Source organism: Streptomyces sp. NRRL S-37, from assembly GCF_000721605.1.
Lineage (GTDB): Bacteria > Actinomycetota > Actinomycetes > Streptomycetales > Streptomycetaceae > Streptomyces.
In genome coordinates this window covers 41,820-55,948 of record NZ_JOIZ01000021.1, presented here as the reverse complement: position 1 = coordinate 55,948, position 14,129 = coordinate 41,820, and the positions used below count along the sequence as shown (strand labels likewise).

At 71.6% G+C, this 14,129-nt stretch carries 12 protein-coding genes and 1 pseudogene; 5 read left to right on the top strand and 8 right to left on the bottom strand.

The window, feature by feature from the left end:
- Positions 1-227: 227 nt before the first annotated feature.
- The 4 genes from IH50_RS0128840 to IH50_RS0128825 all read right to left on the bottom strand — a co-directional run bounded on the left by IH50_RS0128840 (position 228) and on the right by IH50_RS0128825 (position 4,223).
- Positions 228-824 carry a CGNR zinc finger domain-containing protein gene (locus IH50_RS0128840; RefSeq protein WP_030868548.1) on the bottom strand — a complete coding sequence of 199 codons (597 nt, stop codon included), beginning with the start codon at positions 822-824 and terminating at the stop codon, positions 228-230.
- Between the two features lie 115 nt (positions 825-939).
- Entirely contained in the window at positions 940-2,094 is a 1,155-nt protein-coding gene (locus tag IH50_RS0128835) for a uroporphyrinogen-III synthase (protein WP_030868546.1), read from the bottom strand.
- A gap of 150 nt (positions 2,095-2,244) precedes the next feature.
- The gene (locus IH50_RS0128830; RefSeq protein ID WP_030868544.1) at positions 2,245-3,603 is read right to left on the bottom strand and encodes a nitrate/nitrite transporter; all 1,359 of its coding nucleotides are present in this window, start codon (positions 3,601-3,603) and stop codon (positions 2,245-2,247) included.
- 152 nt (positions 3,604-3,755) lie between these two features.
- Complete coding sequence (locus IH50_RS0128825; RefSeq protein WP_037873068.1) at positions 3,756-4,223, bottom strand: ATP-binding protein; 468 nt, start codon at positions 4,221-4,223, stop codon at positions 3,756-3,758.
- Between the two features lie 228 nt (positions 4,224-4,451).
- Here IH50_RS0128825 and IH50_RS0128820 point away from each other — a divergent pair, with 228 nt between their 5' ends.
- The 5 genes and pseudogenes from IH50_RS0128820 (at position 4,452) to IH50_RS0128805 (ending at position 8,442) form a co-directional block, all read left to right on the top strand.
- On the top strand, positions 4,452-5,303 hold the full coding sequence (locus IH50_RS0128820) for a helix-turn-helix domain-containing protein (protein ID WP_030868538.1): 852 nt from the start codon (positions 4,452-4,454) through the stop codon (positions 5,301-5,303).
- Positions 5,304-5,310: 7 nt separating this feature from the next.
- A complete protein-coding gene (locus tag IH50_RS39160) occupies positions 5,311-5,484 on the top strand; it encodes a DUF397 domain-containing protein (RefSeq protein ID WP_063759513.1) in 174 nt (57 codons plus the stop codon).
- 534 nt (positions 5,485-6,018) lie between these two features.
- Positions 6,019-6,293: pseudogene (locus tag IH50_RS42785) on the top strand (transposase); the annotation flags it as partial.
- A 440-nt stretch (positions 6,294-6,733) separates the two neighbouring features.
- A complete protein-coding gene (locus IH50_RS0128810) occupies positions 6,734-7,381 on the top strand; it encodes an RNA polymerase sigma factor (RefSeq protein WP_234328253.1) in 648 nt (215 codons plus the stop codon).
- A complete protein-coding gene (locus IH50_RS0128805; protein ID WP_030868532.1) occupies positions 7,378-8,442 on the top strand; it encodes a CU044_5270 family protein in 1,065 nt (354 codons plus the stop codon). The genes IH50_RS0128810 and IH50_RS0128805 overlap by 4 nt, the downstream gene beginning before the upstream one ends.
- 56 nt (positions 8,443-8,498) lie before the next feature.
- Here IH50_RS0128805 and IH50_RS0128800 read toward each other — a convergent pair whose 3' ends face one another.
- The 4 genes from IH50_RS0128800 to IH50_RS42150 all read right to left on the bottom strand — a co-directional run bounded on the left by IH50_RS0128800 (position 8,499) and on the right by IH50_RS42150 (position 13,964).
- Entirely contained in the window at positions 8,499-8,798 is a 300-nt protein-coding gene (locus IH50_RS0128800) for a hypothetical protein (RefSeq protein WP_051767484.1), read from the bottom strand.
- Positions 8,799-8,902: 104 nt separating this feature from the next.
- Positions 8,903-10,231, bottom strand: coding sequence for an acyltransferase family protein (locus tag IH50_RS0128795; RefSeq protein WP_030868526.1), 1,329 nt, complete (start codon positions 10,229-10,231; stop codon positions 8,903-8,905).
- On the bottom strand, positions 10,228-12,426 hold the full coding sequence (locus tag IH50_RS0128790) for a polysaccharide deacetylase family protein (protein ID WP_030868523.1): 2,199 nt from the start codon (positions 12,424-12,426) through the stop codon (positions 10,228-10,230). The genes IH50_RS0128795 and IH50_RS0128790 overlap by 4 nt, the downstream gene beginning before the upstream one ends.
- Entirely contained in the window at positions 12,426-13,964 is a 1,539-nt protein-coding gene (locus IH50_RS42150; RefSeq protein ID WP_199822157.1) for a hypothetical protein, read from the bottom strand. The genes IH50_RS0128790 and IH50_RS42150 overlap by 1 nt, the downstream gene beginning before the upstream one ends.
- Between the last annotated feature and the right edge of the window lie 165 nt (positions 13,965-14,129).

The window sequence follows — 14,129 nt, the reverse complement described above, 5'->3', positions numbered from 1 at the left end:
AGGAGGCGTGTGTTCAAAGCGAGATGACAGTTTTCCACGAGGTCAGGTGACGACCGGGACATGAGCCCACAATCCCCCCGTCGGTTCTTTACATTTCCGACACAACGACATGGGTGTGATGCCGATCACAACACGAGGACGGTGAACTGCGGTGTAACCGACGTCACTTCGGCGCTCTTCCGCGGGAGGCGCTCCGACCGCCCCTTCGTGAACCGCGCGGGAGTCCCTCAGGCCCGCGCGAGTGCCGCGCGCCGGCGGTGGCGGGCGACCCGCTCCCGGTTGCCGCAGACCTCGCTGGAGCACCAGCGCCGCCTGCGCCCCCGGGACGTGTCGACGTACACGATCGGGCAGTTGTCGCCCTCGCACTGCCGCAGGCTCCCGAGCGCGACGGGGTCGGTCAGCAGCTCCACCGCGTCCCGCGCGACGGCCGCGAGCAGCGCCGCGCGGCCGGGCGGGCCGTCGAGGCGGCGCACCAGCACGCCGCCCTCACCGGGCACCGCGCGGGGCACCGGCGGCGCGGCACGGGCCAGTTCGTTGATCCGGGCGAGCGCGAGGTCGTACGCGGGGACACCGGGCGCCGGCCGGCCACGCACCAACGGGGCGAGCCACCCGCGCAGTTCGCGGAAGGCCACCGGCCAGGACGCGTCGGCGTGGGCGAGCGCGGTGCCCGCGGGCACGAGCCCGGCCCCGGTGATCCAGGCGCGCAGCACCTCCACGGAGCCGAGCCGTTCCACGGGATGGGTGGTCGCGAGCAGGTCCAGGCAGACCCGCCCGGTGTCGAACCGCAGCTCGTAGGAGGCCGCCGTGACCGTACCCAGTGCCATGTTCCTGCCACCGCCTAGGGTGGCCCCGCGCGAGGGGGGCCGGTGAGCGATCCGGGAAGCCGTTCCCCTTCCACAGTGCCCGCCCGCCCCGGCCGCCGGAACCCCCGCGCCGCGCTCAGCCCTCCCCGTACTTCGTCTCCGCCACCGGGTCCAGGGCGAGGCGGTAGCCGCGTTTGACGACCGTCTGGATCAGCTTCGGGGTGCCCAGGGCGGAGCGGAGGCGGGCCATGGCGGTCTCCACCGCGTGTTCGTCGCGGCCCGCGCCCGGAAGGGCGCGCAGCAGCTCCGCGCGGGAGACGACCCAGCCGGGCCGCCGGGACAGCGCCCGCAGCAGCGACATCCCGGCCGGCGGTACGGGCCGGAGCGCGCCGTCCACCAGGACCGCGTGCCCCCGGATCTCCACCCGGTGCCCGGCGACGGGCAACGCGCGCGCCCGCGCGGGCAGTTCCCGGCAGAGGAGCTGGACCAGCGGGCCGAGCCGGAAGCGTTCGGGCTGCACCGTGTCGATGCCGCGGGCCTGCAACGGCAGCGCGGTGACCGGGCCGACGCAGGCGGACAGCACGTCGTGGCCGAGCGCGGCGAGCAGGTCGTCGAGCAGTCCGCGTTCCCCCGCGCGGGACAGCAGGGACGCGGCGGCGGGCGCGCTGGTGAAGGTGACCGCGTCCAGGGTGCGGGCGACGCATCCGTCGATGAGACGGTCGACGGGACCGAGGTCCTCCGGCGGCAGCCACCGGTAGACCGGCACGCCCACCACCTCCGCTCCCCCGGCCCGCAGCGACTCCACGAACCCGGGCAGCGGCTCACCGTGGAGCTGTACGGCGATCCGCAGCCCGTCGACGCCCTCCTCCAGGAGCCGGTCGAGCACCTCCGCCAGGGACTCCGACGCCGGAGACCACTCCTCGGTCAGCCCGGCGGCCCGGATCGCGCCCTTCACCTTGGGCCCGCGCGCCAGGATCCGCACCCCGCGCAGCCGCGCCAGCAGGTCCTCGCCCAGCCCCCAGCCGTCGGCGGCCTCCACCCAGCCCCGGAACCCGATGGCGGTGGTGGCGACCGCGATGTCCGGGGCCTGCCCGATGATGTCCTTGGTGGCGGCCAGCAGTTCGCTGTCGTCGGCGAGCGGCACGATCCGCAGGGCGGGGGCGTGCAGCACGGCGGCTCCGCGCCGCTCCAGCAGCGCGCCCAGCTCGTCGGCCCGGCGTGCCGCGGTCACCCCCACGGTGAACCCCGCGAGGGGCCCGTGTTCCGGTGGCTGCTCTTGTTCGTCGTACATGGCTCTCGTCCCGGCTCGAGTCGGTGTACTGCGCGGAGGTGCGTCCCGCGTGCATGAAAGCGCGGCTCCGCCTCCATGCCGATCGAGCCTGTCAACGATCCATGACAGGCTCGGTTCGGCTTCATGTCACCAGTGTTACGTCACTTCGCGTCACACATCGGCGTAGCTGAGCTGCGGCTTCTCCTGCGGAGCGGCGTCCGTGTCCGTGGGCCGGGCCGCCGGGCGGCGCAGGTATACGGCCCAGGTGACCGCGAAGCAGACCGCGTAACAGGCCAGGAAGACGACGAACGCGCCGGTGCCGGAGCCGTAGGAGAGGAAGGACTGGCGGAAGGCCAGGTTGATGCCGACCCCGCCGAGCGCGCCCACCGCGCCGATCAGCCCCATGGAGGCCCCGGACAGCCGCCGCCCGTACGCGGCCGCCTCCTCACCCACGAGCCCCCTGGCCAGGGCCTTCGCCTGGAAGATGCCGGGGATCATCTTGTACGTCGACCCGTTGCCGAGGCCGGTCAGCACGAACAGCACCACGAAGGCGACGGTGAACAGCGCCAGCGACTCCCGCACGGAGGCGACGATCAGCACCATCGTCGCCGCGCCCATGGCGACGAAGTTCCACAGCGTGATCCGCGCGCCGCCGTACCGGTCGGCGAGCGAGCCGCCCACCGGGCGGATCAGGGAGCCGAGCAGCGGGCCGATGAAGGTGACGTACGCGGCTTCGAGCGGGGTGCGGTCGAACTGGCTCTGCAGCACCTGTCCGAAGGCGAAGCTGTAGCCGATGAACGAGCCGAAGGTGCCGATGTAGAGGAAGGACATGATCCAGGTGTGCGCTTCCCTGGCGGCGTCCTTGGCGGCGCCGGTGTCGTTCCTCACCGAGGCGAGGTTGTCCATGTACCGCGCGGCGAGCACGGCGGCGACGACGATCAGCGGGATGTAGATGCCGAGCAGCACGCGCGGCCCGCCGCTCGCGCCGATGATCGCGAGGGCGGCGAGCTGGATCACCGGGACGCCGATGTTGCCGCCGCCGGCGTTCAGTCCGAGCGCCCAGCCCTTCTTCCTGAGCGGGAAGAAGGCGTTGATGTTGGTCATGGAGGAGGCGAAGTTGCCGCCGCCGATCCCCGCCAGCAGGCCGACCAGCAGGAACGTGGAGAAGGACGTCCCCGGTTCCATCACGGCGAACGCGGCGACGGTGGGCACGAGCAGCAGCCCCGCGCTGATCACCGTCCAGTTCCGTCCGCCGAAGACCGCGACGGCGAAGGTGTACGGCACCCTGACCACGGCGCCGACCAGCGTGACCACCGACGTCAGCAGGAACTTGTCGGCGGGCGTCAGCCCGTACTCCGGGCCCATGAAGAGCACCAGCACGGACCACATCGTCCAGACCGAGAACCCGATGTGCTCGGACAGCACGGAGAAGAGGAGATTACGGCGGGCGATCTTCTCTCCGCCGCGGTTCCAGAAGGTCTCGTCCTCCGGGTCCCACTCCTGAATCCAGCGGCCGCTGCGGGCTGTCATGAGGCCTCCACTGCTCTCCGGGGGCGCGGGCGGTGCCGCGAGGGGCTGGTCCCGACGGTAGGGAGGGGGCGTTTCGTCGCTGTGGCAGGCGGTGACCGGCAGGGAACGTTGCGCTCACCCGGCACGGGGACCAGGTGAGAGGTACGACGGCTTCAGCGCCGCGGGGGCTGTGCGGCAGGCCCGCCCACCTGGAACCAGAGCAGCTTCCCGGCCCCTCGCCCCAGCCCGCCGTCGCCGAGGGACCACCCGCCCCAGGAGTCGGCGTACTGCTGGACGAGAAGCAGCCCACGCCCGGATTCGGCGCCGGGCCGAGCGGGCGGAACGGAGTCGCCACCGGCCCCGCCGAACGGGGCGGGGACGTACGGGTGGCTGTCCCACACGCCGACCCTCAGCCGGCCGTCGCTCAGCCCGGTGAGCCGCAGGGAGGCGGGCCCCTTGGTGTGCAGGTAGGCGTTGGTGACCAGCTCCGACGTCAGCAACTCCACGACGTCGAGAGCGTCCCGCCTGCCGTGCCCGTCGAGCGCGGCCCGCACCGTCATGCGTGCGACGCGTACCGCGCGGGGGTCATGGGGGAGGCGAAGGGCGTACACCCAGGGGTGGGGCGGGGCTACGGTGACCATGGTTGTCTCCGGGGAGTTGGAGGGACTTGGGCTCGCTCAACAACTCCGTCGGACGGTGGCGGTGCCGCAGTTTGCGGTGCACTTCCGGCTTACGGAGCGGACGGTCGAGCGTTGCGTGACCACCGTAGAGCCGATGGTTAGATGGTTCCTACGGAATCAGCGGAAACCATCCATGCTTCACTCGCGTGAGGGAGAAACGCGCCGCCTCGCGGCCGGGAGGGACACACTTTGCCGCCCACGAACAATCCGACGCTGCGGCAGCGGAGACTGGGCGCTGAGCTGCGCAAGCTCCGTGAACGGGCAGGCCTCACCGCAACTGGCGCCGGTGAACTACTCGGCGTCAACCAAGCGCGCATCAGCATGATCGAGACAGGCCGTACACCCGTCAGTGCCGACCGGATCCACTCCATGGCACACGCCTACGCCTGTCCCGACACCGCGCTGGTCGACGCGCTGGCCGCGATGACCGGGCGGCGGTCACGGGGCTGGTGGGAGGAGTACCGCGAGCATCTTCCGGTGGGCCTCATCGACCTCGCCGAACTAGAGCACCACGCGGCAGCCCTGCGTGTGGCGTTGGTCGTCCACATCCCAGCGCTGCTACAGACCACGGACCACGCCCGTGCGCTCTTCTGCGAAGCGGTGCCGCCGCTGCGGCAGTACGAGATCGAGCACCGCGTGACCCACCGCATCAAGCGGCAAGGCATTCTCCACCGCGAGGACCCACCGCCCTATACGGCGGTGATCCACGAGTCCGCGCTGCACATGGGGTACGGCGGCTCCACGACCGTCCGCGCCCAACTCCGACACCTGCTGGACATGAGCGAACTGGAACACGTCACCGTCCGGATCATCCCGTTCGGCAAGGGTTCCTTCCCTGGAACGGGACAGTCGATCGACTACCTGCTGGGTCCCGTCCCACAGCTCGACACCGTGCAGTTGGACACCCACCACGGGTGCGAGTTCCTGGACGCGGAAGCCCAGTTGAACAAGTACCGTTCAGTGCTCGACCGCATGGAGTCGAACGCCCTCAAGCCTGCCGAGTCCCGCGACCTGATCCACCGCCTCGCCCAGGAGACCTGAAGTCACCATGTCCGATTACCCATGGCGCAAGTCTTCCTACAGCCCCGACGCCTCCAACTGCGTCGAAGTGGCCACCACCCCTACCGCCGTCCTCATACGCGACTCGAAGACGACACCCGGCCCTCAACTCGACCTCTCCCCCACTACGTGGGTCGCCTTCCTCACGCACATCATGAAGTGACCGTCGGGGCCACTCGCTTCCTTGCAGGGTCGTGCCTCCACGACCCGAGCAAAGGGCGCTGCGTTCCGCTGCGCTCCACTCCGCGTCGGCTCCGCCGATGGCCCTCCGGGCCACCCTTGACTCGGCTCGCTCCAGCACGGGAGGGAAGCGAGCGAGCGGCCGGAGAAAGGCGGGGGCCCGGGCATGTCCGCGATCCACCGTCGGCTGCCGGGCCTGCGGAGTTCGCGACGCGTCCGCGCCTCGCCCGCACGCCGGGCCGTCTCGGCGGCGACCCGCACGTTCCCTGTACGTGACCGGCCACATCACCCGACGGACACGACCTCCCTGGAGGGGCCATGGTCTCTCACTGCGCCGAAAAGCGTGAGCATTCGGCGGGCTTGCGTATCCGACGCACTCATATGAGCGGGATGTGAACACTTCGGGCTGAAATGCTCACGCTTTTAGAGGGTGTCTCACGTGGTGTGAGGTTGATGCGGCATGACGCTTTGCCGTGGGTGTTGGTTTGTCGCAGCGGTTGGTTCCTGACGAACTTTGGGCGAGGTGGACTGGACCTCGGCCATCGTGGACGCGGCCTCCGTCCGCGCGAAAAGGGGGGATCGCTGACCGGGCGCAATCCGGTCGACCGGGGCAAGAAGGGCAGCAAACTGCACGTCCTGTCCGACGGGCAGGGGCTGCCTCTCGCACTTGGCGTGTCCGGCGCCAACGTTCGCGACAGCCAGGCGCTGCTGCCGCTGGTCCCGGGCGTCCCCGCCATCCGCCCCCGGCGCGGCCCGCGAAGGCGCCGCCCCGGCAGGCTCCGTGCGGACCGGAGGTCTCACGGTCCGTGACCGTGCGCTGGAGCCGGCCGGTGTGCGGGGCGACGAAGTTCGTCGTCCACACCCCGCAAGGCCGGACGGACGTCGCCGGTCAGGGACCTGATTGCCGGTCGGATGAGCACGGGTCGCCTTACGGTCACGTCCAGGATGCCGCGCGACGGCCGCTTGCCGCGATCTCGCGATCGCTCCGGCCCGCCTCACCGGCTGGGCCGGCACCGCCCGCGCCACCGGCCACTGCGTGTCGTACCCGGACCACGCGCTCGACCTCGTCCCGCCCGGCAGGTGAGAACGCGGGCGCCTTGGCCGGCTGGGAGTCTGAGGGTGCGGCAGGGATCCGGCGCGCGAGACGGCGCCGTCGGCCGGAAGCATCGCGGGCGACCGCCGGTGTGGCGTAGGACACGGGAACGCGGCCGGGCGGGCGGAGAGAAGAAGGTGTGAGTCCTACAGAACCCAGCGAGTCGTTGCGGGCGCGAGTACGGGCGGGAGACCGTGCGGCGTTCGCGGACCTGTACGACCAGAACGCCCGCGCCGTCTACAGCCATGCCCTGCGACTGACCGGCAACTGGTCGGAGGCCGAGGAAGTGATGTCCGAGACCTTCCTCGGTGCCTGGCGCACCCGGCGGTCGCTGGAACCGGACGGCGGTTCACTCACGCCGTGGCTGCTCGGCATCGCCACGCACAAGGCGCACAACGCCAACCGCGGTCTGCGCCGACGGCTCGCCTTTCTGGCACGTGCCCCGGAGCCCCGGTCGGTGGCGGACTTCGCGGACGAGACGGCCGGCCGGATCGACGACGCCCACCGCCTGGCGTCGGTCCACGCCGCCCTGCGCCGGCTGAGTCGCCGGGACCGTGAGGTGATCGCCCTGTGCGTGGGTGCCGGGCTCGACTACCGGCAGGCCGCCGAGGCACTGGGCATTCCGGTCGGCACCGTGCGGTCCCGGCTCTCCCGCGCCCGGACGCGACTGGCCCGGTACAGCGCCGGTCCGGCGTCCGAAAGAAGTGCGGAACCGCGTGAGCGTCGCGGAGAGGAAGAAGGTGAGGCCGCGATCGCGGCCCTGTTTCTGCAGGAGGAAACCCGATGAACGCCGACAACCCGCGCGCCGGCTCCGCCCGGAGCGAGGCGGAGGAATTGCTGGCTGCTTCGGCCGACTGGGACCTTCCGCCGAGCCGCCGTCTCCACTGCAAGGACCTTCTGATGCAGCAGATCGACCACGACCACAGCGCTTCCGGTGCGATGCCGCCCACCCCTTCCCGCCGCAGGCTGCCGCGCCCGGCCCTGGCGTTGCCCGTCACGGCACTGGCTCTGGCCCTGGCCGGTGCCATGGTCGTCACGTTCTCCGGCGGCGACCACGGCTCCGCACCGGCGGCCGGGCCCACCGCTTCCGCACCGGCCCGAGCCGACGGCGCAACCGTCACTCTCGACCGGATCGCCGCCGCGGCCATGAAGACGGACGCGACGCCGGTGGAGGAGAACCAGTTCGTGTACGTCCAGCGCCTGGCGCGCGAGAACAAGGGCGCCTTCGGCGGTCGTGTGGTGCTCGGTGCGGCGCACAAGGAGGAACTCTGGACGACTCAGAAGCGCGGACGCACGACCACGACCGGCTGGCTCCGGTCGAGCGGGAAGGACGCTGTGATGCCCGGTCAGCTGATCCCCGTCACGTCCGCGGCACCCGTGGGCCCCGGTCTGCGGTATCCCACCTACGCATGGCTGGCCTCGCTGCCCACCGATCCCGACGACCTTCTCGAGCTGCTGCGCACCCGGACCGTGGTGGAGAAGGGCGATTCGAAGGACGAGGCCGTCTTCAGGACGATCGGAGACCTGCTGGGCAGCGTGATCATGCCGCCCGAGACCGCTTCCGCCCTGTACCGGGCCGTCGCCCGCACCCCCGGCGTCACCTGGATCCCCGACGCCGTCGACGCGGCCGGGCGCCACGGCATCGGCATCACCCACCAGGCCTCCGGTTCCGCGACCCGATCCGTGCTGATATTCGACGAGAAGACTCTCGCCTACATCGGCTCGCAGGTGTACTTCGTCGAGGGAGCCGCGGGTACCGCGGGCGACGTGCTGTTCGGTACCGACGCCGTCATGGAACGCGGGGTCGTCGACCGGCAGGGGCAGACGCCCACCGAGGCCGCCGACTGAAGCCGACCCGTGCACGGGGACGGTCCCCAGGGGCGAGGGCGCGTGAGGCTGCGGCCTCACCCCCCGTCGGTCAACGACTTCGCGGTGACCGTGTGACTCGACCCGTCCGTGAAGGTGACGGTGAACGTGCCGGTGAGCAGGCCCTCCAGCCGGCCGTCGGGCCACCACGCGGTCCAGCGGCCGTCCTGGAGTGTGACGTGGACCGTCTTTCCGGGATCGTGCACGACCACCTTCTCGACGTCGGAGCCGGCCGTGCCGACCACGTGGTTGAACTCCTCTTCACCGCTGCCCCGGGCTCCGTAGGTGTCCAGGGCGATCCCGCGGGCGGGCAGTGCGCCCACCGGGGAGACGCTCATGACGACTTTCCCGCTGTCCGAGGCGGCCAGGCAGTGAACGGGTGAGGGCCGTCGGAAGTGTTGTCCGACGGCCCTCGCCCGTTTCGCGTGTCAGCGCCGTGACGTCAGCCCCGGTGCGCCCCGGTGCCCGGCTGGGGGCGCTTGCTCTTGCTGCCGTTCGGCCACAGGCGTGGCCTGCGCTTCGCCGCGAGGTCCTCGACCCAGCCGACCGCGAGGATCATCAGGCCGATGAGCGGCCAGACCAGGACGAACATCCAGATCGTGTAGGCGCTGTCCAGAGCGCCCATCGCCCGCTCACTCTGCATGAAGGGCAGCCGGTAGGCCAGGTCGATGATCGGGACCGTCGCCATGATCAGCAGGTTGTGCCACAGGTAGATGGTGACCGCGCGGTTGTTGGAGAGGGTCACCAGCTTGTCCCACTTGGCCAGCCGGCCGGGGAGTTCCTGCCAGGACGGGGAGTACTGGAGCAGGATCACGACGAAGCCGAACGACCAGGTGGCCTGGGCCAGCGGGATGTCGTTGAGGTCCCAGCCCTCGGAGCCCAGGTGGTTCGAGGCCCACCACAGGCCGAAGGCCATCACCAGGGACGCGCAGGACACGGAGACGTACCTCGGGATCTGCTTCAGCATGCCCTCGTGATGGGCGAAGCCCAGGATCCAGCAGCTTCCGTAGACCGCGAAGTCGGTGACCGCGTTGCCCGTTTCGCCGGGGATGGTCACCAGGCCGGTGCCGACGATCGCCGTCAGACCGAGCGGAGCGAGCAGCGTCGGCCAGGGAGCCTTGCGGAACAGCCACAGCAGCAGCGGCGACGCGATGACGAACCACAGGTAGGCGCGCAGGTACCACAGCGGTCCCACCGCCTGGTCGGCCCAGCTGCCCTCCAGCCAGTCCAGCGGGGCACCCGCCTCCCAGGGATAGGGCGGCGCGCCGATCGGCACGAGGTAGTTGAAGAGCTTGATCAGACCCCAGGCACCGCCGCCCTGGTCCGGGTCCTCGCCCGGATCCCAGCCACCCGCGAACAGCAGCACCAGCACGACCGCCGCGAACGCCCACATGGGCGGCAGGAGACGCCGGACGCGACCGCGGATCACGCTCCACGCCGGACGCTTCAGCGACCGCGCCATCAGCGAGCCCGCCAGCGCGAACATCACGCCCATCGACGGGAACAGCACCGACAGCCAGGCCCAGCCGAAGAGGTGGTACACCACGACGCGGACCAGGGCGATGGAGCGCAGCAGGTCCAGATACCGGTCCCGGCCCGGCTTCTTGGCCGCCGGGGCGGGAGCCGGCTCGGGTGCCGGCTCGGACGCGCGCTGCTGCGGGAGCGTGTACGGCGTCTCCGGGGCCGCGCCCGTGTTCCCCGCGTGCGGTGTTCCGTACGGGCCCGCCGGTTCCGGGCTCGTGCCCGTACCGGTCGTGTATCCGTGGGTCATGCCACGGGCCTCCGATCATCGCTGCGCCGGCTCTGGCTCGGTACCGCTCCGCCGACGGGCGCCTCGACGACGCCGGTGCGCCGCAGCTTCTGCCAGCGCAGGCGGCCTCCGGTGAGCGCGGTGATCCAGGACTGGAGCAGCACGACGTACATGAGCTGGCGGTAGAGGATCTGCTGCAGCGGCAGCGAGATCAGGTGGGTCATGCGTTCGCGGTCGAGGCGGAAGGCGAAGGCCGCGCAGACCGCCTGGATGGCGAGGACGCCCAGCCACGCCGTGATCGTCTTCTGGGTCGGGCCGAAGACGACGCCGTAGAGCAGGAAGACGTCGATCAGCGGGGCCAGCAGCGGGGCCACGATCATGAACAGGGAGACGAAGGGCAGGCCGACGCGGCCGAAGCGGCCGGAGGGGCCCTTGTCGATCACCGCGCGGCGGTGCTTCCAGATGGCCTGCATGGTGCCGTACGACCAGCGGTAGCGCTGGGACCACAGCTGGCTGACGGACTCCGGGGCCTCGGTCCAGGCGCGGGCGTTCTCGGCGTAGACCACGCGCCAGCCGGCGCGGTGCAGCGCCATGGTGACGTCGGTGTCCTCGGCGAGGGTGTCGTCGCTCATGCCGCCGATGGGCTCCAGGGCGGAGCGGCGGAAGGCGCCGACCGCGCCGGGGATGGTCGGCATGCAGCGGAGGATGTCGTACATCCGGCGGTCCAGGTTGAAGCCCATCACGTACTCGATGTGCTGCCAGGCGCCGATGAGGGTGTCCTTGTTGCCGACCTTGGCGTTGCCCGCCACCGCGCCGACCCTGGGGTCGCCGAAGGGCTGGACGAGTTCGCGGACGGTGGACGGCTCGAAGACGGTGTCGCCGTCCATCATCACGACGATGTCGTAACGGGCGTTGGCCAGACCCCGGTTGAGCGCGGCCGGCTTGCCCGCGTTGAGCTGGCGGATCACCCGTACGTTGGGCAGGCCCATCGCCTCGACGATGCGGGCGGTGCCGTCGGTGGAACCGTCGTCGATGACGAGGACCTCGATCGGGTGCTCGCTCGCCATCAGGGAGTTGACGGTGTTCTCGATGCACTTGGCCTCGTTGTACGCCGGGACCAGCACCGTCACCGGTTCGTTGACCGGCGGGCCCCAGCGGAAGTTCTTCCGGCGGACCCGGCGGGCGTGGATGCCGGAGAGGAGGAGCATCAGGACGAAGCGGGCGATGACCAGGGTGCCGATGATCGCGAGGCCGACCACCAGGACGTCGGTGATGTGCTCGGAGGCCTGGACCAGGAAGATCCACGCCTTGCCCTTCCAGAGTTCGGCGCCGGTGACCGGGCTGTGCGCGCTGGGCGCGTCCAGGGCCTCGGTGAGGTTGTCGAACTCGTAGCCCTTGTCCTTCAGGCCGGGCAGGAACTCGTCGAGCGCCGCGACGGTCTGGCTGCGGTCGCCGCCGGAGTCGTGCATCAGGACGATGGCGCCCTTGCCATGGTGCGGCGTGGCGCGGCGGATGATCTCGTCGACGCCGGGCCGCTTCCAGTCCTCGCTGTCGGTGTTGTTGACGACGGTGAGGTAGCCGCGGCTGCCGATGTACTCGGTGACCGGCCAGGACTCGTTGTCCATGGCGTCGGCGAAGGAGGAGTACGGCGGGCGGAACAGCGAGGTGCGGATGCCGGCCGCGCCGGTGATCGCGAGCTGGTTCTGCGACAGCTCCCAGTCGATGCGCTTGGTGGACTGGAGGGCGAGGTCGGGGTGGTTGAAGGTGTGCAGGCCGACCTCGTGGCCCTCGTCGACCATGCGCTGGACGAGGTCCGGGTAGCGGGAGGCCATGGTGCCGGTGACGAAGAAGACCGCGTGCGCGTCGTGCTTCTTCAGCACGTCGAGCACCTTCGGGGTCCAGGTCGGGTCCGGGCCGTCGTCGAAGGTGAGGACGAGGTGGTGGTCGGGCACGCTCAGGCTCTGGGGCTTGCCCGTGCGGGCGTCGATGACCGGGCCGCCCTCCAGTATGTCCTTCGGCACCTGGGTGGTGGGTGCGGGTTTCTGGACGCGGTGGTCGGCGAGGATCTCGCTGTGCACGTATCCGCGCAGCATGAGCATCGCCGCCAGGGCGACGAGGACGAGCACCGGGAGCAGCAGGCGCAGGGGTACACGGCGACGCAGGGAGCCGCCACGGGCCTGGCGAGGAGGCCGGTGACGGGGGGAGCGGGATGCCATCAGACGACGTTCTCCGGGGACTGTGCGGCGGGGGTGGTGGACGGGTCCGGCTGTGCGCCGGAGCCGTCGTCGGCGACGACCGGCTGGTCGGCGGGGCCATCGGCGCGGTCGTCGGTGCCGTTGACCTCTCCGCCGCCTGTGGGGGCGGTCGTCACGGGGTCGGGGCTCTCCGACACCGGCTGGTCCGCGGGCGGTGCGCTCACGGTGTCGTCCGAGGGTGAGGAGGAGGTGTCCTCGTCACCGCCGGCGGCCGGGTCCGTGCTGTTCTGCCCGGTCGTCGGCGGTGTCGGGTCGGTGGTGTCCGGCTGGTTCCCGGTGCCGGTTCCACCACCCGCCACGGGGGCGTTGGTGTCGGGCGCGGGCAGGGTCGGGGTGCCGGTGGTCGGCGTGCCGCCCGGGAGGAGGCCGGTGCCGGAACCGGGTGTGGTGTCCGTCCCGGTGGGCTGGGGCGTCGTCTCGACCTGACCGGCGGGCTTGTCCTCCTGGCCGGGGACGGGCATCCAGGGGGCGTCGGAGTTGCCGGACAGCAGCGTGGCGACCATGACGACGGCGTAGCCGGTGCAGGCGAGGCCGACGGCCAGGCCGATACGGCGGTAGAGCCGGCTGCGGCGGCCGGACTCGTCGACGAACACGGGACCGCCGGCGGCGTCCTGCCCGCCGCCGCTCGCCCGGCCCGGCGCGCGGCGCAGTTCCAGGCCCTCCCCTATCTGCACGGAGTCGAGCTGGACCGTCACCTCGTGCGGGTCGTGGGTGGCCGCGGCGGAGCCGCCGGCCTCCTCCTGCCAGGGGTCGCGGACGGGGGTACGGGAGGCCGTCGGGGCGCCGGAGTCCGGAGAAGGGCTCAGGAACTCGGTCGGGGCGTCGACCGCACCGGGGACGGACGACGCGTGCCCGGAGGCCGCGGGGAAGACGGCGGTCCTGGCCTCGGACGACGGGCCCGCGGAAGCCGGCGGGAAGCCGGCCGCTCCGGTGCCGAACGGCGGGGCGCCGGTCGCGCCCCGGTCGCCCGAGGGACGTGCCCCGCCCGGTCGGGGGGAGGGGTCGGCCGGCTGGCGGGGGACGCGCAGGGCGGTGGTGCGCTCGGTGTCCCAGGGAACGTCCGGCCGGCTCTCGGACGGCGCGGCCCGGTGCGGCGCCGCGGGGCGCCCGGCGTGCCGGGGACCGCCCACCGGGCTTCCGGACGGCGTCGTCCGCCTCGGCGCCGCGGGGCGCTCGGAGGTCCAGGGAGCGTCCGGACGGCCCGGCGTCGGCGCCGCGGGGCCACGGGTGTCGCCGGTCCGCGGTCCGGGCCGGACGGGGGGCTCCGCGCGGTGAGTGGTGTCGGGCAGGACCTGGGTCCTGTCGTCGCCGCCGGGGAAGACCCCGAGGCGGGCCCAGCGGTCGTCGAGGGAACCGGCGTCGCGTACGTCCGCGTCGGCGGGCTTGTCTCTCAGGGGGAGGACTCTCGTCTCACGCAGGTCCTCGTCCTCAGCGTTCCCGTCGAACGCCGGCACGGCCTCGGGCCGATTCGGTTGGGCGTCTTCTCGCCAGTTCTCCACGCGCACGCACTTCCCCCCAGAGGACACTTCCGGCGCGCGTACGACCCGAGCACCCGCCGACGGACCGGGCCCCCACCCGCTCCGAGCGCCCCGGTTATCACACTGTGCTCGGGAACCGAATGTAGCGTACGTGGAGGTCCCGTGTTCCCGGGGCGGCCGTTCGTG